The 24,634-nt window shown below is 26.4% G+C and carries 27 protein-coding genes; 7 read left to right on the forward strand and 20 right to left on the reverse strand.

Features of this window, described 5'->3' with window-relative positions:
- On the reverse strand, window positions 1-508 hold a 508-nt coding region (locus Q4E08_RS04240; protein ID WP_303128816.1), incomplete at its 3' end, for an SPFH domain-containing protein.
- Between the two features lie 2 nt (window positions 509-510).
- Window positions 511-942: an NfeD family protein gene (locus Q4E08_RS04245; protein WP_303128818.1), complete on the reverse strand. Its 432-nt coding sequence runs from the start codon at window positions 940-942 to the stop codon at window positions 511-513.
- A 274-nt stretch (window positions 943-1,216) separates the two neighbouring features.
- Here Q4E08_RS04245 and Q4E08_RS04250 point away from each other — a divergent pair, with 274 nt between their 5' ends.
- Window positions 1,217-3,124: an NAD(+) synthase gene (locus Q4E08_RS04250; RefSeq protein WP_303128820.1), complete on the forward strand. Its 1,908-nt coding sequence runs from the start codon at window positions 1,217-1,219 to the stop codon at window positions 3,122-3,124.
- A gap of 138 nt (window positions 3,125-3,262) precedes the next feature.
- On the opposite strand, the gene Q4E08_RS04255 is transcribed toward Q4E08_RS04250, so the two are convergent.
- Both Q4E08_RS04255 and Q4E08_RS04260 read right to left on the reverse strand, forming a co-directional pair.
- On the reverse strand, window positions 3,263-3,640 hold the full coding sequence (locus Q4E08_RS04255; RefSeq protein WP_303128822.1) for a PH domain-containing protein: 378 nt from the start codon (window positions 3,638-3,640) through the stop codon (window positions 3,263-3,265).
- Between the two features lie 28 nt (window positions 3,641-3,668).
- Entirely contained in the window at window positions 3,669-4,325 is a 657-nt protein-coding gene (locus Q4E08_RS04260; protein ID WP_303128824.1) for a deoxynucleoside kinase, read from the reverse strand.
- Between the two features lie 273 nt (window positions 4,326-4,598).
- Between Q4E08_RS04260 and Q4E08_RS04265 the strand changes: the two genes are divergently transcribed.
- On the forward strand, window positions 4,599-6,170 hold the full coding sequence (locus tag Q4E08_RS04265; protein ID WP_303128825.1) for a DEAD/DEAH box helicase: 1,572 nt from the start codon (window positions 4,599-4,601) through the stop codon (window positions 6,168-6,170).
- Window positions 6,171-6,489: 319 nt separating this feature from the next.
- Here the strand turns inward: Q4E08_RS04265 and Q4E08_RS04270 are convergent, their stop codons facing one another.
- From Q4E08_RS04270 to Q4E08_RS04295, 6 genes are all read right to left on the reverse strand, one after another.
- On the reverse strand, window positions 6,490-6,624 hold the full coding sequence (locus Q4E08_RS04270; protein ID WP_303128827.1) for a hypothetical protein: 135 nt from the start codon (window positions 6,622-6,624) through the stop codon (window positions 6,490-6,492).
- A gap of 96 nt (window positions 6,625-6,720) precedes the next feature.
- The gene (locus tag Q4E08_RS04275; RefSeq protein WP_303128828.1) at window positions 6,721-7,575 is read right to left on the reverse strand and encodes an NAD(P)/FAD-dependent oxidoreductase; all 855 of its coding nucleotides are present in this window, start codon (window positions 7,573-7,575) and stop codon (window positions 6,721-6,723) included.
- Window positions 7,576-7,585: 10 nt separating this feature from the next.
- Complete coding sequence (gene trxA / locus Q4E08_RS04280) at window positions 7,586-7,900, reverse strand: thioredoxin (RefSeq protein ID WP_303128829.1); 315 nt, start codon at window positions 7,898-7,900, stop codon at window positions 7,586-7,588.
- 152 nt (window positions 7,901-8,052) lie between these two features.
- Window positions 8,053-8,724, reverse strand: a complete 672-nt coding sequence (locus tag Q4E08_RS04285; protein WP_303128831.1) for an ABC transporter ATP-binding protein — start codon at window positions 8,722-8,724, stop codon at window positions 8,053-8,055.
- Window positions 8,717-9,478, reverse strand: a complete 762-nt coding sequence (locus Q4E08_RS04290) for an ABC transporter permease (protein ID WP_303128833.1) — start codon at window positions 9,476-9,478, stop codon at window positions 8,717-8,719. Before Q4E08_RS04290 ends, Q4E08_RS04285 begins: the two co-directional genes overlap by 8 nt.
- Window positions 9,453-10,445 (reverse strand): ABC transporter substrate-binding protein, encoded by a 993-nt coding sequence (locus tag Q4E08_RS04295; RefSeq protein WP_303128835.1) that lies wholly within the window; start codon window positions 10,443-10,445, stop codon window positions 9,453-9,455. Before Q4E08_RS04295 ends, Q4E08_RS04290 begins: the two co-directional genes overlap by 26 nt.
- 205 nt (window positions 10,446-10,650) lie before the next feature.
- On the opposite strand from Q4E08_RS04295, the gene Q4E08_RS04300 reads away from it, so the two are divergent.
- Window positions 10,651-13,263, forward strand: coding sequence for a calcium-translocating P-type ATPase, PMCA-type (locus tag Q4E08_RS04300; RefSeq protein WP_303128837.1), 2,613 nt, complete (start codon window positions 10,651-10,653; stop codon window positions 13,261-13,263).
- 29 nt (window positions 13,264-13,292) lie between these two features.
- On the opposite strand, the gene Q4E08_RS04305 is transcribed toward Q4E08_RS04300, so the two are convergent.
- Window positions 13,293-14,126, reverse strand: a complete 834-nt coding sequence (locus Q4E08_RS04305; protein WP_303128839.1) for a S1 RNA-binding domain-containing protein — start codon at window positions 14,124-14,126, stop codon at window positions 13,293-13,295.
- Window positions 14,127-14,139: 13 nt separating this feature from the next.
- Window positions 14,140-14,640 (reverse strand): gamma carbonic anhydrase family protein, encoded by a 501-nt coding sequence (locus Q4E08_RS04310; protein ID WP_303128840.1) that lies wholly within the window; start codon window positions 14,638-14,640, stop codon window positions 14,140-14,142.
- 119 nt (window positions 14,641-14,759) lie between these two features.
- Between Q4E08_RS04310 and Q4E08_RS04315 the strand changes: the two genes are divergently transcribed.
- On the forward strand, window positions 14,760-15,746 hold the full coding sequence (locus tag Q4E08_RS04315; protein WP_303128841.1) for a histidinol phosphatase: 987 nt from the start codon (window positions 14,760-14,762) through the stop codon (window positions 15,744-15,746).
- 28 nt (window positions 15,747-15,774) lie between these two features.
- On the opposite strand, the gene Q4E08_RS04320 is transcribed toward Q4E08_RS04315, so the two are convergent.
- A complete protein-coding gene (locus tag Q4E08_RS04320) occupies window positions 15,775-16,098 on the reverse strand; it encodes a hypothetical protein (RefSeq protein ID WP_303128842.1) in 324 nt (107 codons plus the stop codon).
- A 267-nt stretch (window positions 16,099-16,365) separates the two neighbouring features.
- On the opposite strand from Q4E08_RS04320, the gene Q4E08_RS04325 reads away from it, so the two are divergent.
- Both Q4E08_RS04325 and Q4E08_RS04330 read left to right on the forward strand, forming a co-directional pair.
- On the forward strand, window positions 16,366-16,833 hold the full coding sequence (locus tag Q4E08_RS04325; protein WP_303128844.1) for an Lrp/AsnC ligand binding domain-containing protein: 468 nt from the start codon (window positions 16,366-16,368) through the stop codon (window positions 16,831-16,833).
- Window positions 16,834-16,905: 72 nt separating this feature from the next.
- On the forward strand, window positions 16,906-17,109 hold the full coding sequence (locus tag Q4E08_RS04330; protein ID WP_303128846.1) for a DUF378 domain-containing protein: 204 nt from the start codon (window positions 16,906-16,908) through the stop codon (window positions 17,107-17,109).
- Between the two features lie 41 nt (window positions 17,110-17,150).
- Here the strand turns inward: Q4E08_RS04330 and feoB are convergent, their stop codons facing one another.
- From feoB to Q4E08_RS04360, 6 genes are all read right to left on the reverse strand, one after another.
- Window positions 17,151-19,157: a ferrous iron transport protein B gene (gene feoB, locus Q4E08_RS04335; RefSeq protein WP_303128908.1), complete on the reverse strand. Its 2,007-nt coding sequence runs from the start codon at window positions 19,155-19,157 to the stop codon at window positions 17,151-17,153.
- A 17-nt stretch (window positions 19,158-19,174) separates the two neighbouring features.
- Window positions 19,175-19,390, reverse strand: a complete 216-nt coding sequence (locus tag Q4E08_RS04340) for a FeoA domain-containing protein (protein WP_303128849.1) — start codon at window positions 19,388-19,390, stop codon at window positions 19,175-19,177.
- A 12-nt stretch (window positions 19,391-19,402) separates the two neighbouring features.
- Window positions 19,403-19,621: a FeoA family protein gene (locus tag Q4E08_RS04345; protein ID WP_303128851.1), complete on the reverse strand. Its 219-nt coding sequence runs from the start codon at window positions 19,619-19,621 to the stop codon at window positions 19,403-19,405.
- Window positions 19,622-19,640: 19 nt separating this feature from the next.
- A complete protein-coding gene (locus tag Q4E08_RS04350) occupies window positions 19,641-19,892 on the reverse strand; it encodes a hypothetical protein (RefSeq protein WP_303128852.1) in 252 nt (83 codons plus the stop codon).
- 220 nt (window positions 19,893-20,112) lie between these two features.
- Entirely contained in the window at window positions 20,113-21,858 is a 1,746-nt protein-coding gene (locus Q4E08_RS04355; protein WP_303128853.1) for a phosphoenolpyruvate carboxykinase, read from the reverse strand.
- Window positions 21,859-22,125: 267 nt separating this feature from the next.
- Window positions 22,126-22,839 (reverse strand): 1-acyl-sn-glycerol-3-phosphate acyltransferase, encoded by a 714-nt coding sequence (locus Q4E08_RS04360; RefSeq protein ID WP_303128854.1) that lies wholly within the window; start codon window positions 22,837-22,839, stop codon window positions 22,126-22,128.
- 135 nt (window positions 22,840-22,974) lie between these two features.
- On the opposite strand from Q4E08_RS04360, the gene Q4E08_RS04365 reads away from it, so the two are divergent.
- Window positions 22,975-23,844 carry a ComEC/Rec2 family competence protein gene (locus Q4E08_RS04365; RefSeq protein WP_303128856.1) on the forward strand — a complete coding sequence of 290 codons (870 nt, stop codon included), beginning with the start codon at window positions 22,975-22,977 and terminating at the stop codon, window positions 23,842-23,844.
- A gap of 32 nt (window positions 23,845-23,876) precedes the next feature.
- Here the strand turns inward: Q4E08_RS04365 and Q4E08_RS04370 are convergent, their stop codons facing one another.
- Window positions 23,877-24,620 (reverse strand): ribonuclease H-like domain-containing protein, encoded by a 744-nt coding sequence (locus Q4E08_RS04370; protein WP_303128857.1) that lies wholly within the window; start codon window positions 24,618-24,620, stop codon window positions 23,877-23,879.
- Between the last annotated feature and the right edge of the window lie 14 nt (window positions 24,621-24,634).

Genomic DNA, 24,634 nt, shown 5'->3' on the forward strand with positions numbered 1-24,634 from the left:
TTTCTGATGGTGGAATTATATTTTTTATTTCTACTGATAATATTTTAATACCATATGCATCTGTAATTTCATCTATTATAGTAAGTAATTCTTGATTTATTTTATCTCTTCCTGATAAAACTTCATCTAATGACATATTACCTATTAAATTTCTTATATTTGTTGTTGCTGAATAAATTATACCAGCTTTAAAATCTTCTATATTATAAACTGCATCTTTAGCATTTAAAAGTTTATAGAAAATAACATTATCTACTGAAATATTAACATTGTCTTTTGTTATAACATTTTGAGGTGGTACATCAATTATTTGTTGTTTAGTTGAAACTTTCTTTCTTACAAAATCAGCAAAAGGAATAGTAACATGCCAACCTGGTTCTAATACTCTATGGAATTGCCCGAATCTTTCTACTACGTATAAATAACCTGTATTTACAATCTTTATTGATGATAAAATAACTGTTAGTATTAATAATACTAATATTATAGAAACTATTATAATTCCCATAATTATTCCTCCTTAAATCCTTTTATTTTAAATTTATTTCCCTCAATACCTGTAATTATAAATTTTTCACCCTTTTTTATTTCATTTCCTTCATTTATAGCAGACCAATATACTCCCCCAACTTTTATCATTGCTGTTTCTGCTATATTTTTTTCTGCTTCAAATTTCATTCCAATATAAGTTTCCTCCATAGTTTGATTTTTAGTTAAACAAACTTTAAATTTTTTCTTAGCCCAAGGATATCCAATTCCAATTGCTATAACACTAACTATACCAAATATAATTATTTGTGCTAAAAAACTTATACTAAAAAGATTAGCAAACATAGCTACTATTGCTCCAAGTCCTATCCATGAAAATAAAAAAGCACTAGTTGCTAAGTCTATTCCCACCATAATAATAGCAATTATTATCCAAAATATAGTCAAAGCCATTAATATCCCTCCTTTTTTTAATTATATGTTTTTTAAAGTTAAATATCCTTAGGAATATATAATTTAATTATAATTAAATTATATATTCCTTATTACGTTTTTTCAATTTATAATAAACCTCTTTAAAGGTTATTAAATACTATTTAAAATATAATTCTAAATCATATCTTCTATTTTCATTGATTTTCTAATATTTTCATCTTATTATTGTTATATGTAAAGTAAAAACTAATATTAAATATTGAATATAAAATATATAACGGAGATGATAAATGTGGATTTTATAAAAGTAGCATCAGCATGTCCTAAGACTAAAGTTGCTGATGTTAATTATAATGTTAGTCAAATTATAAAATGTATGAAAATTGCTAAAGAGAATTCTGCTAAAGCTATTGTTTTCCCTGAACTTAGCATAACTTCATATACATGTGGAGATCTTTTTCTTCAAGATAGATTAATAAATGAATCTTTAAAAGGACTCGTTGAAATAATGCTTGAAACTTCTAATACAGATATGATTACTATAGTTGGTGCTCCTATTTTAGATAATTGTACTCTTTATAATTGTGCTGTGGTTTTATTTAAAGGTAAAATTCTTGGAATAGTGCCAAAATCATATATACCAAACTATAGCGAATTTTACGAAAAAAGATGGTTTACCGAAGGTGTTTCTATTATAAATAGAACTATAAGCTTACCATTTCAACAAGATATACCATTTGGTACAGATCTTATATTTACTTGTGATAATCTTAGTTTTGGATGTGAAATATGTGAAGACTTATGGGTAACTATACCACCAAGCTCATACCTTTCTTTGTTAGGAGCAAATGTAATATTTAATCTTTCAGCTTCAAATGAATTAGTTTCTAAGGCAGATTACAGAAAAGATTTAATCAAAAATCAAAGTGCTCGTTCAATTTGCGCATATGTATACTCATCAGCTGGAGTATTTGAATCAACAACTGACCTTTTATTTAGTGGTCACTTATTAATATCTGAAAACGGAACTTTATTAAAAGAAAATAATAGATTCCAAAGAGATAATGAAATTATTTATGCAGATATAGATACTTTTAGATTAAAATCAGAAAGAATGAAAAATTTAAGCTTTAGAGATTCTTCAAAATTTACTCCATTTAAAGCAAGAAAAATTTATTTTGATTTTGATTCAATAGAAAATAATAATTTCAATAGATTTATTGATAAACATCCATTTGTTCCTTCAAAAGAGTCTGAGATGGAAGCTAGATGCAAAGAAATATTTAATATTCAGTCAGCAGCTTTAGCTAAACGACTAGAACATGTTAATTCAACTAAAACAGTTATAGGTATTTCTGGTGGATTAGATTCAACACTTGCATTACTTGTTATTGTTAAAACTTTTAGACTTTTAAATATTGATAATAAAAATATTATAGCTATTACGATGCCAGGATTTGGTACTACAGATAGAACATATAATAATGCTTTAACTTTATGTAAAGAACTTGGATGTGATTTACGTGAAATAAATATAGTTAAAGCTAGCCTTCAACATTTTGAAGATATAGGTCATGATAAAGCTATCCATGATGTTACTTACGAAAATGTTCAAGCAAGAGAAAGAACTCAAATACTTATGGATTTAGCTAATAAAGAAGGTGCTATTTTAGTTGGTACTGGAGACCTTTCAGAACTTGCCCTTGGTTGGTGTACATATAATGGAGATCATATGTCAATGTACTCTGTTAATCCATCAATTCCAAAAACATTAGTTAGATATTTAGTAAATTATGTTGCTAATAATGAATCAACTGAAAAAGTTAAAGAAACATTGATTGACATATTAAATACACCAGTTAGTCCTGAACTTCTTCCAAAGGATAAAACTACTGGTGAAATAACACAAAAAACAGAAGATATAGTTGGTCCATATGAATTACACGATTTCTTCCTTTATCACTTTATAAAACATGGCTCATCTAAAGAAAGAATATTATTTTTAGCTGAACATGCATTTAAAGATGATTATTCAAAAGAAACTATAGAAAAATGGCTTGATAAATTCTTATGGAGATTTTTCTCACAACAATTCAAAAGAAGTGCACTTCCTGACGGTCCAAAGGTTGGGACAATTTCTTTAAGTCCTCGTGGAGACTGGAGAATGCCGTCTGATGCGTCAGTTAATTCTTTTAAATAAAAAAATATATTTTTAAATTATTTAACCTCTAAAAGTTATTCAAAAAAATAACTTTTAGAGGTTTATTTAAGTTATAAGTTTATTTTATTATATTTTCTTAAATTAATTTATTACTATTTATTTTTATACATATATTTATTATCTACAAACTACTTCTGCTAAAAGAGCTTGTATTTCATATATATTAACTCCCTTACTAAATTGTTTTTCTATAGGTTCTGCAATACCAGAAATCCAAATTTTCAATTCAGAATCTAAATCAAAATGACCTGATGATTCTACTGAAAAATGAGTTATACTTTTATAAGGTATACTATGATATTCTATCTTTTTCCCAGTAGCTCCTTGAACATCTATCATTATAAGCCTTTTATCAGTAAATATAAGTGTATCTCTTATAAGTTTATATGCTTTTTGTACAGTTTCACCATTCCAAAATAACTTTCCAAAATCTTTTATAACACTTTCTCTTGAAATCTCTGAAGCATTTCCTAATATTCCACCTAATAATCCCATATTAATTCATCCCCTTTAAATAATAAATTTATTCCTTTTCTCTAACTTCTTTTAACTTAGCATCTACTAATCTTATAAGTTCTTTTCTATCTTCTTCATTATTAACTACATCCATCTTATCCATGTCTATAATCAATACATCAGAAGCCTTATAGTAATTTTTAACCCAGCCATCATAATCTTTCCACAAGAACTCATAATATTCCTTTAAATCATCATCTATTTCAAATTCTCTTCCCCTAAGCTTAATTCTATTTAACACTGTTTCAAATGAACCCTTTAAATATACCATTATATCAGGAGCCTTTTTTGGTAACTCCTCTAATTCTTGCATCATATTATGTAAAAGATTTTCATATATTGACATTTCAAGATTTGATATTCTACCAAGTTCCATGTTTTTCTTAGCAAAATACCAATCTTCATATATTGATCTATCTAAAACATTATTATTATGAACTAATGCATCCTTTATACTTTTAAACCTAGTATTTAAAAAATATAATTGTAAAAGAAATGGATACCTTTTCTTTTGAATTTCTTCTTCACTTTCACTATAAAATAAAGGTAATATAGGGTTATCATCTACACTTTCATAAAATACATCTGAATTAAAATGTTCTCCTAATATTTTTGATACTGAACTTTTTCCAAGTCCTATCATTCCTCCAACAACTATCAACATATCTCACCTGTCCTTATAAATTTATCCTTACAAATTCTCTATGTTATTAAGAATACAAATTTTATCTTTTTAAGTCAATGTTTTTCATATTATATATCTTTAATGTATTATTTTCATACATTTTTATCCATGGATATTATGTAATAGATTACTTATTTAAATATTCTAAACTTCCTTTACAATTGTATGTTTTATAAGATATACTTAGTAGGTTGATAAAAATTGTACGGTACAAATATAAATATTCAAATTTACAAACGAAGGGAAATTTAAATGAACGATTTAAAATTTAAAGATTTAAACTTAAAAGAAAGTATACTAAAGGCTATAGATGATTTAGGATACGAATCACCATCACCAATACAGGCTCAGAGTATACCACTAGCTACGGAAGGATATGATTTAATCGGGCAAGCTCAAACAGGAACTGGAAAAACTGCTGCTTTTGCTTGTTCAATACTTAATACTTTCGAAAAAACTAAAAATGTTGGAGCTTTAATTCTTACTCCTACAAGAGAGCTTGCTATACAAGTTTACGAGGAACTTAACAAGCTTACTAAATATGATAAGATAAAAGTATTACCTGTATATGGTGGTGACTCAATAACTAAGCAAATAAAAGCTTTAAGCCAACATGTTGATATAGTTGTTGGTACTCCAGGTAGAGTTCTTGACTTAATTAGAAGAAAGAAACTTAACTTAAGTAAAGCTAATTACTTAGTTTTAGATGAAGCTGATGAAATGCTTAATATGGGATTCATAGATGATATTGAAAGTGTTATAAATGAACTTCCAGAAGATCGTCAAACACTATTATTCTCAGCTACAATGCCACCTCAAATAAAAAAACTAGCTAATAAATATATGAAAAAAGATGCTAAACACATAGAAATCAAAAAAGTTGCTATGACAGTATCTAAAATTAAGCAACATTATTTTGAAGTTAGTCCTAAAAATAAATTTGAAGCATTATGTAGAGTATTAGATTTCGATACACCTGAAATAGCTATAGTTTTCTGTAAAACAAAAAAAGGTGTTGATGAATTAGTTCAAGAAATGCAATCTAAGAACTATGTTGTTGAAGGAATGCACGGTGATATGTCTCAAGCACATAGAATGAAAACTTTAAAGAGATTTAAAGAAGGTTCGTTAAACTACTTAGTTGCAACTGATGTAGCTGCAAGAGGAATAGATGTTGAAGGTGTTACACACGTTATAAACTATGACCTTACTCAAGATGTTGAAAGCTATGTTCATAGAATCGGAAGAACTGGTAGAGCAAACAGAGAAGGTACTGCTTATTCATTTGTTACTCCAAGAGAATCTAGAATGATGAGAGATATAAAAAGAGTAACTAAAGCTAATCTTATTGAAGGTACTATCCCTACTGTTGATCAAATAGTAGAGAAAAAATTATTTAATAAGTTCTCAAATATAGAGGGAATATTACAAAATAAAGCTTATAAGAAGTATTTACCTTTAGCTGAGCAAATAGCAGAAAACTTTAATCCTGTAGATGCAATAGCAGCATTACTTAAAATGCAATTTGATAATGAAATGTCATTTGATTATAAAGAAAATGCTTTATCTACTCCAAAATCAGAAGATGTTAGATTATTCTTCTCAATTGGTAAAAGAGATAAATTAAATGCTAAAACATTAGTTAAATTTATTGTTGATAGAGCTAAAGTTAACGGTTCTAAAATAAATAAAATAGATATACTTGAAAACTTCTCATTTGTATCTGTTGAGCCTGATATATCAAAAAAAGTTATTACTAAATGTTCTGGTATAAAACTTAACGGTAGAAGAGTTAATATCGAAGTTGCTACAAAAAGAAAATAATATTTTAAGCGGTGATTTTTAATCATCGCTTTTTTTAATTTTATTACAGTATTTATAAATAATTATATATTTAACTTTTTAAACTTATTTTTATAACCTAACTATATACTGATTTTTATAATATATTTATCTAGTTACTTTTCTTAGTCTTATATTTTGTTTTTACTTAATCCATTTATTTAATATAATTAAATATTAGAATTTTATTGAATCATTTTTCCATATTCATTATTAAAATAAAAAAGAGTAGTTCTTAAAAATCTAACTACTCTCCTTCAACTCTGATATTCAATCATAAGTAAACCCTTTCTTTTTCAATTTATCCTTTTGTAGATAATTTTTCTGATAATTCTTTAAGTTCAAATAAACTTAATTTTGAAAGGTTTCTTCTACTATACATATTATTATTTGTAGCTTGTTTTATTTTTGAAATAAATTTTTCTCTATAATTCATTTATCTTCCTCCCTTCTAAACCCATTATAAAATATATTATACATACTAATATATTATCGTCAATAAAAAAAGCGCCAGAAATTCTGACACTTTTTTCTAGCCTAAATATGCTGCAGCACTAAGTGCTGCTATATTACCTTCTCCAGCTGACTTTATATATTGATAAGGCTTTCCTACACAATCTCCAGCTGCAAAACAGCCTTTTATATTTGTTTTCATAAGTCTATCAACCTTTATATGTCCATCTTCAATCTCAAGTCCTGGTACAAGTTGAGCTGGTGGTACTGCATTTTTTAATACAAACACACCATCTGTTTCTATTTCTTTATCTCCATTTAAAATAACTTTAGAAACTTTATTATCTCCAACAATTTCAACTGGTCTATCATCTACTATTGTTATATTATCATTAAGATTATATTCTCCTTTATACATAGGTATAAAGAATACTTCACTTGCTAATTCACTTACAAAATTAGCTTCCTCTTCGCCTTCTTTTGTATAACTTATAATAGTTACCTTTTTACCTTTATAAAGAGGTGCATCGCACGTTGCACAATAACCTACTCCTCTTCCTAAAAATTCAGTTTCTCCTTTTAAAGGTTTAGTATATTCAATACCAGTTGCTAATATTATACTTTTAGCCTCATACATCTTTTGATTAACCATTAAAGTGAAATAATCACCCATAGCATAAATATTATTTACTCTTTCATTAGTTATAGAAATTTCCATTTTCTCTAAATGATTTTTAAATTCATTTAAAAGATCTTTTCCAGTTCCCTTAGAAAATCCTAAATAATTATTTACTTTTGGTGCTTTTTCTAATTTATCACTTAAGTTATCATTACCAAATATTATAAATGATTTATTTCTTATTTTAGCATTTAATGCTGCTGATAACCCGGCTGGTCCACTACCTATTATTGCGATATCATATCTTTCGCTCATCTTAAGCCTCTTATTTATTTCTTTCTATTAAAGATTTAATTTGCTCTTTTGGTAAAAATCCAACAACAGTATCTACAACTTTTCCATCTTTAAATACTTTTAATGTTGGAATACTTTGAATTCCATATTGATTAGCTACTGATGGACTTTCATCTACATCTACTTTTACAAATTTTATATCTATCATTTCTGATTCTAAATCTTCTAATATTGGAGCTACCATTTTACATGGTCCACACCAAGTTGCAAAAAAGTCAACTAAAACTAATTCTTTTGAGTTTAAAACTTCTTCATTAAAATTATTATCTCCTATATGTTTTGGCATACTTTTTCCTCCTCATCATACCCCTAAGGGGTATCATCTTTTTTTCTTATAATACTCTTTTTTTCTACAATAGTCAATACTATTTTTAGCTATTTATTATTTATTATTCCAAAGAAAATTTATAAAAAAACTAGCCAGAATTATGACTAGTTCTATAATAATTTTATTATCTTTTCTTTATAGTTTTCTAAATCTTCTTCAAATACCCCTTTTACTTTTAATGGGGATTCACCTACCACTATAATTTTCCCTTGGAAATAAATACACTCATCAACATCATGAGTTACAAATATTATAATTCTTTTATCATTTTTAAATATTTCCTTAAACTCATGCATTATTAAGTATTTAGTTTTATAATCTAAAGATTTAAAGGGTTCATCCATAAGTATTAAATCTGAAGGCTTACCAAGCGCTCGTCCTATATTTATCCTTTGTTTCATACCACCACTTAAATTATCTGGATATAAATTTTTCCACTCTAATCCATCAATTTTTTTCAGTATTTCATTTATTTTTTCATCAAGCTCTTTTCCATTATAATAATTTATAAGTGATAATTTTAAATTCTCATATACTGTAAGCCATGGTATTAATCTATCTTCTTGAAATATATAGCTTACATTTTCTATATTTGATCCAATAACTTCTCCTTTATCAGCCTTTAAAAGACCTGAAATTATATTTAAAACTGTACTTTTTCCTTTTCCAGACTCTCCAATTAAACAATTAATTTTACTGTTATCAAAGCAAAAATTAAAATTATCTAAAACTACTTTATCACTAAACTTTTTACTTATATTTTTTAATATAACTTTATCCATCTCTTTGCCACCTATAAAATTTTCCTGTCAAAAACCTATTAAAAAGCTCAAATAAAATTGATATTATAGCTATAATAATTATCCAAGCAAATATACCTGGAGTATTAAAATTAACTTTTTCTAATTGAACAGCAGAACCTATTCCATATTTAGGTTGTCCATGAACTTCTCCAGCTATTACAACTTTAAAAGCCAAAGATATAGTTGGTACTAATATTTTTAATATATAGAATATTATATTAGGTATATATACCTTTCTTATTCTATATATTTTAGGAATTTCATATATTGTCATCATTTCTTCTAACTTTTTATCATTCTTAATTAATGTATTAACTATACCATCATAAAGTATAGGAAAAACTATGGCTATTCCAACAATAAATGGCGCATTATCTTTATCAAACCATATAAGAACTAAAACTACTAACACTAAAGTTGGTATTGTTTTTCCTATAGAATTTAGTGGCTTTAACATATTATTTATAAAGGGGTACATACTAGACAGTACCCCTATTATAATAGCTGCTAAAAGTGCTACAATAAAACTTATTATAGTTCTATAAAAGCTTGAAGCAACAATTAAAATAAAATCTTTTTGAATTATAATTTCTTTTAGTGATTTAATAACTTTCTGAAGTTTTGGAAGATAAATTTCATTATTAATATAAGTTGCAACTAATTGCCATATTATTACTAATAATACTCCACCTAATATAACTTGTAATTTAGTCTTCCATGTAAATTCCTTCATTTATAGCTTTTCCACCTACTGATTTTTTATCAAATTCATATAATTTTTTAAAGAATATATTATATTCATTTTTTGAATCATCAATTGATACATATTTTAAATTAGATTTTTCCATAGCTTTTCCTATTACATCTTTGTTAGTTGATACTCCTACTTCTGATGCAATTTGACCTATTGAATTTTTATTTTCTACTGCATACTCAACACTATCATCTAATTTGTCTAAAAATTCCTCTACAAATTCTTTATTATTCTTTATTAAATCTTCTTTTACTATTACAGTAGCTTGAGGAAATCCATATTTTGAATTGTTTTGTTTTTCCCATTCTTCATTTAAATTAAGAATTATGTTTAATTTTTTCTTAGCTAAAACACTGCTTAAGGCTGGTTCTGTAATTACTGCAAACTTAGCTTTTCCCGATAAAATAGTTGGTGCAAGTTCCTGAACACCATTTAAATAAGTAAATTCTAAGTCCTTATCTAAGTTAAAGCCTAATCCTTTTAATATATCTCTAGTTACTATATCAGGAGTAAGACCTTTTCCTATATTGTATATATTTTTTCCTTTTAGATCTTTTATATTTTTAATATTTTCTGTTGAAACTAAATAAAAAGAGCCCCATCCTGTTGTTGCTGCAATTTTATAACCTTTTTCTTTATTATATTGTATTGCTGCAAGATTTGAAGGAACTATTGCTATATCTGGTTCCCCTTTCATAACTGATGTTGATAAAGTTTCTGGTGTCTTCTCTATAGTATAAGTAACATTATATCCATCTTTTATTTTTGGATTATCTTTTATAAGTTTAGCTGCGCTAATAGCTGGTAATCCATCAGGAATAGCAACCTTTATTTCTTTAGTTTGTATTGGCTTTTCATCCTTAGCACTATTCTCACTTTTTCCACATCCAACTAATACAAAAATTGATAATACTGCTAATAACAATGCTGTAATTTTATTTTTCATATTATCTCCTCCTCACTTAATATTATTTGTTTTTAATATAAATAATATGCTTATATTTTAGAAAACTTTTCACTTTAAGTTAAATTATATCAAAGTTTTATTGTTTACTCTATAAAATTACCATGTATTTATTTTCATTATTTTGATTACCATATATTTAGTAGCTATTTTTATTTAAAATCATAGTCTGTATTGAGGTGATAAAATGTATAAAAAAAGTATTGATTCCATATTAAAGGAATTCTCTACTGATAAAAATAATGGTTTATCAGATGAAGAAGCTAAAAGACGTTTAGAGAAAAATGGACCTAATAAACTATCTTCTAAAAAACCCAAGACACTTTTTAATATTTTTCTCTCACAAATAAAAGATGCAATGATATATATCCTTATAGGAGCCGCAATAATTTCTAGCTTAATGGGAGAATATAGCGATTCTATAATAATACTTATAGTTATATTTATTAATGCAATTATTGGTGTAATACAAGAATCTAAAGCTGAGAAAGCACTTTCTGCACTTAAGCAATTATCTACTCCTAAAGCACTAGTTAAACGTGATGGCAATATAATCGAAATCCCATCAGAAGAAGTTGTAGTTGGTGATATTGTAATAATAGATGCAGGGAGATATATCCCTTGTGATTTAAGGTTAATTCAAACTGCTAACTTAAAAATAGAAGAATCAGCTTTTACCGGTGAATCATTACCATCTAATAAAAATGCCGATAAATTATTTTCTGAAGATATACCTATTGGCGATAGAACTAATATGGCTTATATGTCTACTCTTGCTACATACGGAAGAGGTATTGGTGTTTGTGTATCTACAGGAATGAATACTGAAATTGGTAAGATTGCTAAAATGATAGATGATGAAGATGAAGAATTAACTCCTCTTCAAAAAAAATTATCTGGTCTTGGTAAAGTACTTGGAATTGCTGCTATTATTATTTGTTTACTGATTTTTGGAATTGGAATAATTCAAGGAAGAGATTTATTTGAAATGTCTTTAACAGCAATAAGCTTAGCTGTTGCAGCAATACCTGAAGGTCTTCCTGCAATTGTAGCAATAGTTCTTGCACTTGGAGTTCAACGAATGATTAAGCAAAATGCAATAATAAAAAAGTTACCAGCCGTTGAAACATTAGGCTCTGTAAATATTATTTGCTCAGATAAAACTGGTACTTTAACATTAAATAAAATGACTGTAAGAAAAATATTTGATAATTCCACATTAATAGATGTTTCATCAATAAATAATTTAAATGATAACTTAAATCTATTATTTGAAGCAATGGTTTTATGTAATGATGCAACATCATCAGATAAAGGAGCAACAGGTGACCCTACTGAAATAGCTCTTTTAGATGTAGGATTAAAATTTAATATTTTTAAAGATGATTTAAACTCAAAATATACTAGAGTTGATGAAGTTCCTTTTGATTCTGACAGAAAACTTATGAGTACAATTAATAAATATGAAGATAATTATAGAGTTCATACAAAAGGAGCAATAGATTCTTTATTTAAAGTTTGTAATAAAATTCTATTAAACGGTGAAATTAGAAACTTAACTGATGAACTTAAAAATGAATTACTAAATAAATCAAATCAAATGTCAGATGAGGCCTTGAGAGTTTTGGGTGCTGCCTATAAGGATATTCCTTCTAAAAGTATAGAAATTGATAGTATAGAAAAAGATTTAATATTTTTAGGACTAATGGGTATGATTGATCCTCCGAGAGAAGAAGTTAAAGATTCAATTTCTCTATGTAAAACTGCTGGTATAAGGACAATAATGATTACAGGAGACCATAAAAACACAGCTTATGCCATAGGAAAAGAACTTGGAATATCAAATGATTTTAATGAATGCATTATGGGTAGTGAATTAGATACTATGTCTGATAAGGAACTTGAATCTAATATAAATAAGTACAGAATATTTGCTAGAGTATCACCAGAACATAAAGTAAAAATAGTTAAAGCTTTTAAAGCACATGGTAATATAGTTTCAATGACTGGTGATGGAGTAAATGATGCACCATCGTTAAAAGCTGCTGATATAGGCGTCGCTATGGGAATTACAGGAACTGATGTTGCTAAAGGTGCTGCTGATATGATATTAACAGATGATAATTTTACTACTATAGTAAATGCAGTAGAAGAAGGTAGAAATATATATGCAAATATAAAAAAATCTATATCATTCTTACTATCTTGTAACTTTGGAGAAATTATAGCATTATTTATTGCTATTCTGTTAAATTGGATAGCTCCACTTCAACCTATTCATATTTTGTGGGTTAATTTAATAACTGATAGTTTCCCTGCCCTATCACTTGGAGTAGATCCTTTAGATGATGATGTAATGAAAGATTCGCCACGAACTCCAAAAGAAAGTATTTTTACAAAAGATACAATAATTTCTTTAATTATAAATGGATTATCAATAGGTTTAGTTACATTAATAGCTTTTAAAATGGGACTTAATTACTATAAAAATTCAATAGTTCATGCTCAAACAATGGCATTTGTTGTACTTAGCGTATCACAACTTTTCTTATCTCTTTCAATGAGAAATAGCAGAAAGTCTATATTTGAAATTGGATTATTTAAAAATAAATATTTATTGCTTTCTATACTTCTAGGAATAGTTCTTCAAATAGCCATAATATCAATTCCTTTCCTAGCTTCTGTATTTAAAGTATATTCTTTGTCTATTAATGACTTTATTTTTGTATTTTTAATTTCTCTTGTACCTTTAGTAATTAATGAAATTGGAAAATTAATTTTACGTATTACAACTAAATAAAAAAGTGAGCAAAATTTTGCTCACTTTTTTTAATTCTTTAACTTAGTTCCTTCTGGAGTTTGTTCTATTAGACCTTCTTTCATTAATCCACCTAACGCCATCTTGAAATAATTTTTACTTGTCTTAAATATTTCTCTAATTTCTTCTGGATTAGACTTATCATTGTATGGCATAACTCCACCATTTTCATTTAAGTAGTCTAATATTAATTCTTTAATTTCTGATCTAGCATCTAATCTTTTTTTTCTAGTTGTAAGTCCAATTGTTCCATCTTCATATATTCTTTTAACTCTAGCCTTAAGAACTTGACCTGGATATATTGTTTCTATATGCTCATTTCCTAATATTATTCCCCTATACTTTCCATTTACAGCAACTTTTATAGTTGTTGATGATCCTTTACCATATGATATAACTTCTACTTCATCATCAACATTAAATCCTTCTCCTTGATCTAAATAATCATCAACATCTGTAGTTGCTGCAAGTCTTCCTGTTTTATCTATATATGCATAAAAAAGATACTTCTTTCCAACTAATAGCTTAAATCTTTGCTCCTTTATTGGAATAAATAAATCTCTTTCTAATCCCATATTACAAAAAGCTCCAAAATCATTTTGATGAACTACTTCTAAATAAGCAACTTTCCCAACTTCAATTAATGGTTTTTTCATAGTTGCAACAGGTCTATTATTAGAATCCATATATGTAAATACTTCTACTTCATCTCCTAAATTAACTTCTACACCATTTAATAGTGCCTTAGGTAATAATATTTCATTTCCTTTTTCATCTTTTAAGAAAAATCCAAAATCTCTTTCCTTTGCAACTTCAAGCTTATTATATTCTCCTATTTTTATCATTTTTCCTCCTAAGTTAAATATATTCTTTACTAATTTCAATATAATGTTTGGCTGATTTTCTTATACTTTCTATTTCTTCTTCTGTTAATTTTCTTACTGCCTTTGCTGGTCTTCCCATAATAAGAACACCTTCTTCAAAAGTTTTATTTTGAGTTACAAGTGAGCCTGCTCCAACAATAGAATTCTTAGATATTTTAGCTCCATTTAAAATTATAGAATGCATTCCAATTAAAACATTATCTTCTATATTACAGCCATGTACTATGGCTCCATGACCAACAGTTACACCATTACCAATAGTAATTGAATAGCCTGGATCCCCATGTAAAACGCAATTTTCTTGAATATTAGTTCTATTTCCAATTTCTATTTTACTCATATCTCCTCTTAATCTAGCTCCAAACCAAATATTACAATCTTCTCCGATAGTAACATCTCCTATTATATCAGTGCTTTCTGATAAATAAGCACTTTCATTTATTTTAGGTTCAATTCCTTTAAAACTTTTTATCATAATATTCTCATCTCCATTTTAAACATTTATTTTATTTTATCATTTAAATAAATTATTGTCATTATTTTATCATCTATATCACTATATATAACTATAATCAATTTTAAAGGTATTAAATAATGGGAAAAAAATCATATAATATTTTAAATCCAAAACAAATTAATATATTTTATGGCATACCAAATGCTTATACATCTTACTCTACTGGTAAAGTATCACCTTATGAGGCATTTAATTATTGTTATCATAATAAACTAAGTTTTTTAATTACTACAGATCAAAATAGCTTTTTTAAAGATGAACTTAAAAATTCTAACAAATGGCTATCCCTTCAAAAAATAAGTAATAAATTTTATAAAAAACATGAAAGTTTTATACCATTAATAGGTTTTGAAGCTAAAACCCTTCCTTACGGCGATATGTACATTGTTAATTCTAATTCTTATTTTTTAGGTGAAGTAAAAAATATAAATTTACTAATATTATGGATGCTTAGAAATCATGATGCATTTTTAATAATGAAAAATCCTATAAAAACAACTGTTTCATTGCCTTATAATTCTATTTTAAATAGCATAATAACTTCAGTCGAAGTTTGTAATGGTGAATTTGGTAAAAGATATATAAGAAGAGAAAAATATTATTTTATGCTTTTAGATAAAGGATGGAAGCTCGGGGCTGTAAATAGTCAAAATAATAAAACTTTAAATTTTGGAGACTTTGATAATTTAACTGGAGTTGTGTGTACAAAATTTAATAAAGAAAATTTAATAAATGCTTTTAGAAAAAGACATACATTTTCCTCAGAAAGTCGAAGCCTAAAACTTTATTTTTTTGCAAATAATACTTTTATGGGTGGAATAATAAATAAACCAATTTCTTCTTTAAAGTTTTCTATAATTTTAGAAGACCAATATTTTAAAATAGAAAAGATAGAAATAATAACAAACAAAGGTACTACTCTTCATTCAATAGATAATATAAAACTTCATAAAGTTAAATATCTTTATGAACATATTATTGAAAACTCTCAAAGCTGGTTCTTAATAAAAATATATCAAGAAAATAATAGGGTTGCTATAAGTTCCCCTATATTTATACAATAAAAAAATCCAAAGCCCTAACTTTGGATTTTTATTTTTTTAAATGTTTAGCTCTATTTGGCTTAGCCTTTGATTTAATAACTATTTTCTTTTCTATTTTAGGACCACCAGTTTGATGTATGTCCATAAACCATAAGAAAGCTACTATTATAATAACTGTTATACCTAAACCTACCCATTGGTTTTTCACAACACCTAACATTTGTACAATAAATAATACAATTGCTATAGCTAATGGTATAAACTTGTTTATACGAATTTTTGGAAATAAAAATTTCTTACAAAGAGCGTATACACCAAGTATTATTGCTATCATTACTACAATATATAATATTTGTAAAACTATATTTAGCATTTTGCTTGCCCTCCTATTTTTAACTATATAAATATCTTAATTTAATTTGCAAATCTTTTCAAGTATAAAGGTTAAAAGATTGCCTTTTTTCAATTTTATATTTAATCTATTTATAAACAGGTATTTTCTTATTAAAATAATAATATTCCTTTAAAATTTTAAACATTTATCATTTTTGCCTTTCTGAATTAAATGTTTTTTGATAAAATATAGTGTGACTATAGAGCAAATAAAAATTTATAGATTATTATCCAATGAGGTGGTTTAATGGCTGTAAATACACATTTACAATTAGATGATTTAGACTTACAAATATTAGATTTATTAATAAAAGATTGCAGAACACCATACCTAGAAATAGCTAGAATATGTCATGTAAGTGGTGGTACTATACACGTCAGAATGAAGAAAATGGAAGACATGGGTATAATAAAAGGAACTCGTATAATACTTAATCTTCCAAAACTTGGTTATGATGTTTGTTGTTTTGTTGGTATATATGTTGATAAAACATCTTCATTCGATACAGTTATAGATCAAATACAAAGCATAACAGAAGTTGTTGAACTTCATTTAACTACTGGTAATTATTCAATGTTCGCAAAATTATCATGTAAGAATATCGAAGATTTACAAAATATATTATTAAATAAAATTAATAATATATCAGGTATTCAAAGAACTGATACATTTATTTCTCTATCACAACCTATAGATAGAAATATAACTCTTTAAATTTTAGTATAATACTTCCTTAAATAGGTCAAAATATTATAGACAAAATTTATTTTGAAGGAAGTGTTTATTATGAAATTTCTTGATAGGTTAGCACTTTTATTAGTTATAATAGGTGCAATTAACTGGGGACTAATTGGATTCTTTCAATTTGATTTAGTAGCTGCATTATTTGGAGATATGTCTGCTATAAGTAGAATTATATATTCTTTAGTAGGTATTGCAGGACTTTATGCTATTTCTTTCTTTGCAAAAAGCAGATATATAAATGATTAATAAAAAATATATGAGAGGCTTTAAAGCCTCTCATATATTTTTTATCTAAATCCTAAAATCAAACCAACCTGATAAACTATAGTTGATACTATAAGTGCAACTAAAAACGTTCCTACAGCTGCAAATATAGTCCATTTCAATGAATTTGTCTCTCTCTTTATTGCTCCAAGTGCTGCAAGACACGGTGTAAATAAAAGTGTCATTACCATATATGACATTGCTGAAAGTGGTGTAAAATGTGCTGCTATTGCTGATGTAAGTTCTGCTCCTTCTGAAACTCCAGCATATAACATTCCTAGTGTCGCAACAACTGTTTCCTTAGCAATTATTCCTGAAAAAAGTGCTACTGAAGCCTGCCAAGTTGCAAAGCCTGCAAATGTATAAATTGGTGCTATAAAAGTTCCTATTCTACCTAAAATTGAAGCTTCTCCATATTGTTCAACTCCAAATGGAAGTACAGATAATACCCAAATAACTATAACTGCTGGAAAAATTATTACTCCTGCCTTTTTAGCAAAAGCACCACCTTTTTCCCATGTTAAAGTAAGTACATTCTTAATTGAGGGAACTCTATAACTTGGAAGTTCCATAACAAAATATGATGACTCACCTTTAAAAATAGTTTTACTTAATATTTTTCCACAAATTAATGCTATAATAATTCCTAATATATAAAGACTTACAAGTATAAGTGCTGCATGTGTTTGAAAAAAAGCATCAATAAATACTAAATATATTGGAAGTCTAGCTCCACAAGATACAAATGGATTTATAAGTATCGCAATCATTCTATCTTTCTTACTTTCTAAAGTCCTAGTTGCCATAATTCCTGGAACATTACAGCCAAATCCAATTATCATTGATATAAATGTTTTACCGTGAAGTCCTAATGATTTCATAATTCTATCCATTATATATGCAGCTCTCGCCATATAACCACTGTCTTCTAAAAGCCCCATTAATAAATACATAACCATAATTAGTGGTAAAAAACTAAGAACTGCTCCAACTCCTGCAAATACACCATCATTAACAAATCCTGTTAAAAATTCTGGTGCCCCCAAAGCTTCAAGTTTTCCTACAACAATTTCTCCTAAATCTCCTATTAAACCTCCAACCCACTCTTGTAAAAACCCTCCAACTTTAAAAGTAATAGCATATAAAATATACATAATTACAGCAAATATAGGTATTCCTAAAAATTTATTTGTAACTATCTTATCAATTTTATCTGATAATGTTTTTTTAGAATTTTTTGGTTTATTTAAGATACCTTTAGTTATGTTGCTTATATAACTATATCTATCATCTACGATAGCCATTTCTGGATCTATTCCCTCTAATTCTGTATATTCATCAATCAACTTATCTGATAAAGTAATAATATCCTTATATCCCTTATCTTCTATATAATCTTTTATATAATTATCGTTTTCTAATAATTTTAAAGCTATCCAATCTGATTCATAATCAAATTTAATATCATTAAAACTAATTTTATCTTTTATAATATTTACCTTATTTGATAATTTATCATTTAACTTTAAAATATTTTTTTTATCTTTATTTAAATTAACTGAACTCTCTATTAATTCCTCTATCCCTATTTTTTTAGTTGCAACAGTTTCTACTACTGGTATACCTAATCTTTTAGATAATTCTTTTGAATCTATATTTATTCCCTTTTCTTTTGCATTGTCCATCATATTAAGAGCTAATACTACATTTGCTCCAAGTTCTAATAATTGAACTGTTAAATATAGATTTCTTTCTAAATTTGATGCATCTACAACATTAATAACCACATCTGGTTTCTCTTTTATAATATAATCTCTTGCAACTATTTCATCTTCTGAATATGCACCTAAACTATATGTTCCTGGTAAATCAACAACAGTATATTCCTTATTTTTATATTTTAATATACCCTCTTTCTTTTCTACAGTTACTCCTGGCCAATTTCCTATATGTTGTCTTGATTTTGTTAAAATATTAAATATACTGCTTTTACCACAATTAGGATTTCCCGCTAAAGCTATTTTCATTATTTATATCCCCCTAAAAATTATTCTACAATTATCTTTTGTGCCATTATCTTACTTACTGCAAATCTTGATTCATTTACTCCTAAAATCATATATTCTCCATCATTTTTTATTATTTCTATTAAACTTCCTTTATTTATTCCCATTTCATTAATTCTTTTACTAAATTTATCATTAAGTTTAACATCTTTTACTTTTACTTTTTTTCCTTCTTCCACAAATGTTATTGGAATCATATACATTCCCCCTTATATTAAAATAGCATCAGCTTCTTCTTTCCTTAAAGTTAACTTATATCCCCTAAGTGATACCTCAATAGGATCCCCAAGTGGAGCCTTTCCTGTTACTTCTATAGAAACTCCAGGTGTTACTCCCATATCCATAAGCCTTCTTTTTATTGAACTATCTTTGTTGATACCTTTAACTATTATTTTATCTCCTACATTTAAATTTCTTATCTTATCCATAAATCCACCTCATTTAACCTTATATTATTAGTTTTAAACCCTTATCTGTAACTTCCCATTTTATTATTGGATTAAGTGTCTTTTCATTGCATCCACAACTACAACCTTTACATTTCTCAGTTGTACAACTTTCTCTTTTTATGTATCCTCCACTTTCTAATTTCTTTTTATATTCACTTATAATTTCTTCACTTATATCCAATACTTTAGATATTCCTTCAACTGAAAAATCATTATTTTTATACATATAATTAATTATCTCTTTAATCAAAAAAACACCTCCTTTTTTGATAATGATTATCACTATTTATAATATATTTATCTTCCATTTATTTGTCAATTTCTAAAATTACCAGTATATTTTAATTATCCTTTAAATACTCCTGTTAAACTATAAATACTTTATAATTTATATCAATTGAAATTTATTATCATTTATTCAAATAAAAAAACTTAGACTATATAAAATAGCCTAAGTTTTTTCTTATAATTTATAATTTTTTAATTTCTTCAAATAGTTCTAAAGCTGCTTTTCTAGGACCCTCTTTTTCTTGTCCTTTAACACCAAGACAAGTTCTTATTTGACCTACTTTAACATTTGATTTAAACATTGCATCAAAATATTTATCTAATAATTCATTAGTTTCATCTTGTTTTTGAGCTGGTCCAAATGGATTTGCAAAATATGATTCAACCAATCCTGTTTCTGATGTAGTTCCTTTTGCCATTCTTGCACCAGATCTAAATACATTTATAGCTTCTTTAGGTGTTTTGAAATAGCTTATTGATTTTTTATCATCTTCTACCTTTTCGTAATTATTAGCATAATAGAATAAATCAACTTTATATCCTTCAATAATAGCATTATATGGAGCTACAGGAACAACTAATCTTGCATTTATTTTATCTGGATTCATAAATATACTTCTATCCATTTCTTTAAATGCATAACCTTGATCTAAGTCATCAAGTCTAACGAAAGCACCTATTTCTGTTCCATAACCATATATATCTCCGTCTTTAAGCTTAAATGTTCCCATATCATCAAATATTATAGTCATATCTGATATATATTCCTCACTTAAAGTTCTAAATGCTTCTAAGCTTTCTGATTTTCCTGCACCACTATCTCCCATTATTGCTACATTAGCTGTTTTTCCATCTTTTAATACTATATTTACCATAGCTCCATGTATTGGAAGATTTCCTCTTTTTATCATTATTAAATTATGAAGAGTTAATGTCATCTTTTTCATATAGCCAAAATAATCAATTTCATCTGAATAGCTTACATATCCAAGCATTATATCATTTTTCTCATCATCATAAAATACAGTTTTAGGCTTCTTGTCTTCACCTTTTCCACCAAATATATAAATCATATCAGGCTTTCTTCCTCTGCATTCTTCTTTTCTTGCCATTTCAAAAAGGTTACATAAAGTAACTCCATGTTCCATAAAATCTCTATGAAAATATATATAAGCTAAAAGTTCTCCAACCTTTGCCGGATAACAGAACCAATGGTCTTTACTCATTCTAGAGTACTTCAATGGATTTTGTTTTGTTTCACTAAACATTCCTGTTCTAGTATTTCTCTTAGGATAAGTTATAAATGGCGTTTCTAATAAAATACTATCTATAAATGGTATATCTTCTAAAACTTCATATCCTTTTGGAATTGGCCATATTATATCATTTATCATAATACAAGAGTTTCCACCTGCTGGTATTTGTCTAAATACTTTAGGTTGAACTCCTAAAACATTTTTTTCTACCTTTCTATAGAAACGCAATATTAATTTTGATAATCCATCATTGGCTTCAGTAAAACTTACTTGAGCTAATCCATTCTCCACTTTTCCTCCATGAATTAATGTATATCTTTCAAGTCTTCTCCAAAATAAATAAAATTCTTCTACAAATCTTATAAATTCTTCTTTCTTTTCTAATAGCCCTTTATATTCACATTTAAATTCATATATTTCTTCTACACTCATAACAGTTAGAAATTTTAGTATTTTAGATAAATTATCTCTTAATACGCTAGTTTCTCCACTATTTAACTCTGTCTTTAAATATCTATAACTTAATGAATTTTTTCTTTTAGCTACTCTTAAATAAGATTCTAATACTCTTCTGAAGCCTTCACTTTCCAATAAGTCTTCAAACGTCTTACAATATTTAGCAGTAAAATTAATAATAACTTTATCATTGCTTATCGAAAATTCTTTTTGCATATAATTGCCCCCTTTATGCAATTTTATCTACATAAAAATTGCATTTTTTTATAAATTCCATTAATTTAAACTCATTATAACATACTTTTTGAAATTTTGGGAATAAAAATTTTTCATTTTTTATTTAAATTCGACAAAATACAGATTTTTTCTAAATTTCAAGCAATATTTTTCGTGTGTTTTTATTCACTTATTATATTAACTAATACTACATAAATTATGCATTATTTAAAATTTTGTTAAAAAAAGAGTTGTTTAAAACAACTCTTAACCTACTTTTATCATATTTTTTATAACTTCATTTCTAACTTTTTCTGTTAAACTTTTTTCTTCCTCTTTAGTTAATGAATCTGTATATATTGGTTTACCAAAAACAATAGTAACTTTTCCTGGAATAAACTTTCTATTATCTTCAAAACATTTTGATGTTCCATCAATTGAAAATGGAACTATAGGTGATTTTGCCTTAACAGCAAGTTTCATACTTCCTTTTTTAAATTCATGAACTTCACCATCTTTTGATCTTGTTCCTTCTGGAAATATAGCCATATTATGTCCTTTTTTTAAATATTCTACTCCTTTTGCTATAACTTTTATTGCATCTCTTGGATTAGACCTATCTAAAGCAACGCAATTCATATTTGCAACCCAAAATCCTAATACAGGAACCTTTAAAACTTCTTTTTTGGCAATAAAACCAACATCTCTTTTACTTGCATGTTTAAGTACAGGTATATCTAAAATACTTTTATGATTTCCTATAAAGGTACATGTTTCTTTTGGTATGTTTTCATATCCCTTTACTTCTATATTCATTCCTGTCATTTTTATAGTAAATTCACTCCATTTTCTAAATACCTCTTGTCCATATTTAAAAGCTTCTTCCTCACCTTTTGTTTTATATATATGCTTAAACTTAATTCCTTTTAATCTAACAAAAAGCATATATATACCATATTTAATAAATTTAAATATTTGCATAATTTCACCTCTTATAAAATTTATAAAAATATACATGTTTATTAAAATTTTTATATTATTTAATAAACTTATCCTTTATCATTATACAATATGATGATAAACTGATACAGTAAATATTAAGATTGGAGGAACAAAATGAAAAAATTATTAAAATCATCTCTTCTAATAATTATTTCTATGTTATCACTAACTCTGTTTGGATGTAAAGATTCTAATACTAACAATAAAACTTCAAATACATCTAATATGACTGTACATTATATAAATATCGGGCAAGGAGATGCTGAACTTATACAAGTAAACGGTAAAAATATGCTTATTGACTCTGGTTCTAGAACGAATGAAAAAGATTTAATTTCTTATTTGGATAAGTTAAAAATTAAAAAATTAGATTATGTAATTGCAACTCATCCTCATGAAGATCACATAGGAAATATGGATAAAGTTATAGATAAATATGAAATTGGTAGCTTTTATTCACCAAAAATTACTCATACAACAAAAAGTTTTGAAAATATGATAAATTCTTTAAAGAAAAAAAATCTAAAAATAAATGTAATTAAAGAAGGTATCGATTCTATAGACTTAGGTAAAAATACTAAGGTTGAAATATTTTCTCCTAAAAGTGGGGGGTATGGAAAAGATACTAGCATGAATAATTACTCACCTATAATGAAAATAACTTATGGTAAGAATTCATTCTTATTTACTGGAGATGCTGAGAAACTTGAAGAAAATTATGTTTTAAATAAAAATTATAACTTAAAATCAGACGTTCTTAAATTAGGACATCACGGTTCTTCAACATCAACATCTTATAAATTTTTAGAAAAGGTTGACCCTTCAATAGGAATAATATCCTGTGGAATAGATAATAAATACGGTCATCCTCATAAAGAAACTTTAGCAAATTTAAAGAAGTTAAAGGTTAAAATTTACAGAACAGATAAAGATGGTACTATAGTATTAGAAAGTAATGGAAATAAAATAACAAAAATAAATTAATAAAAATAATAAAGAAAACACTTAATGTTATTTTAAGTGTTTTCTTTATTTTCTATATTTATAATTTCTAAATTTTCCTCTATTTTTATATCTTGTTTAGTAATATCTTCTTCTAAATCTAATTCCTCATCTTCTATTTTTATATACTTTTTCCAATTAGTATATATGTAATAAAGATTTACAACGTCTTGTTCATTATAAAGAAGTATTTTTTCTATTTTTTCTTGTGGCATTCTTTTAACATAGTCGCTATCTTTCATAACTTTATGGAAAGTCTTAGCTAAGTTAGATCCACTTATAACCTCTCCTTGTCTATCTATATTAAATATCTTTTCTAGCTTTTTAAGCCCTATAGAGGTTTTCATATCCTTTTCATATGCTTTTTGAAGATCTATTGATATAAATTCTTCTTTAAAGTTATATGATATTTTATTTTTATTGAATAAGTAATTTATAACTGTAAAATCATTATTACCTGAAAAAGTAGATATTGCTTTTTTACCATTTTTCTTCATCTCTTCAAAATATCTTAATGCTAGATTCAATATATCAATACTTTCTCTCTTATTTTCTATCATATATTGAGTTACATAAAGAGCATTATTTTCTTTATTATATACACAAGCTCCAAAAACACCTATGCATTTAGGCTTCTTATAAACATAATGTTCTAAATCAAAGAAAATAATTTCTTCTGGTAAAATCTCTCCTTCTTCATATAAAAAATATTCTTTTTCAAATTTATCTACAGGTATAATGTTTTCCTTTATAATCACAGTATCACTCTTTC

Source organism: Clostridium sp., assembly GCF_030532265.1.
Classification (GTDB): Bacteria; Bacillota; Clostridia; order Clostridiales; family Clostridiaceae; genus Clostridium.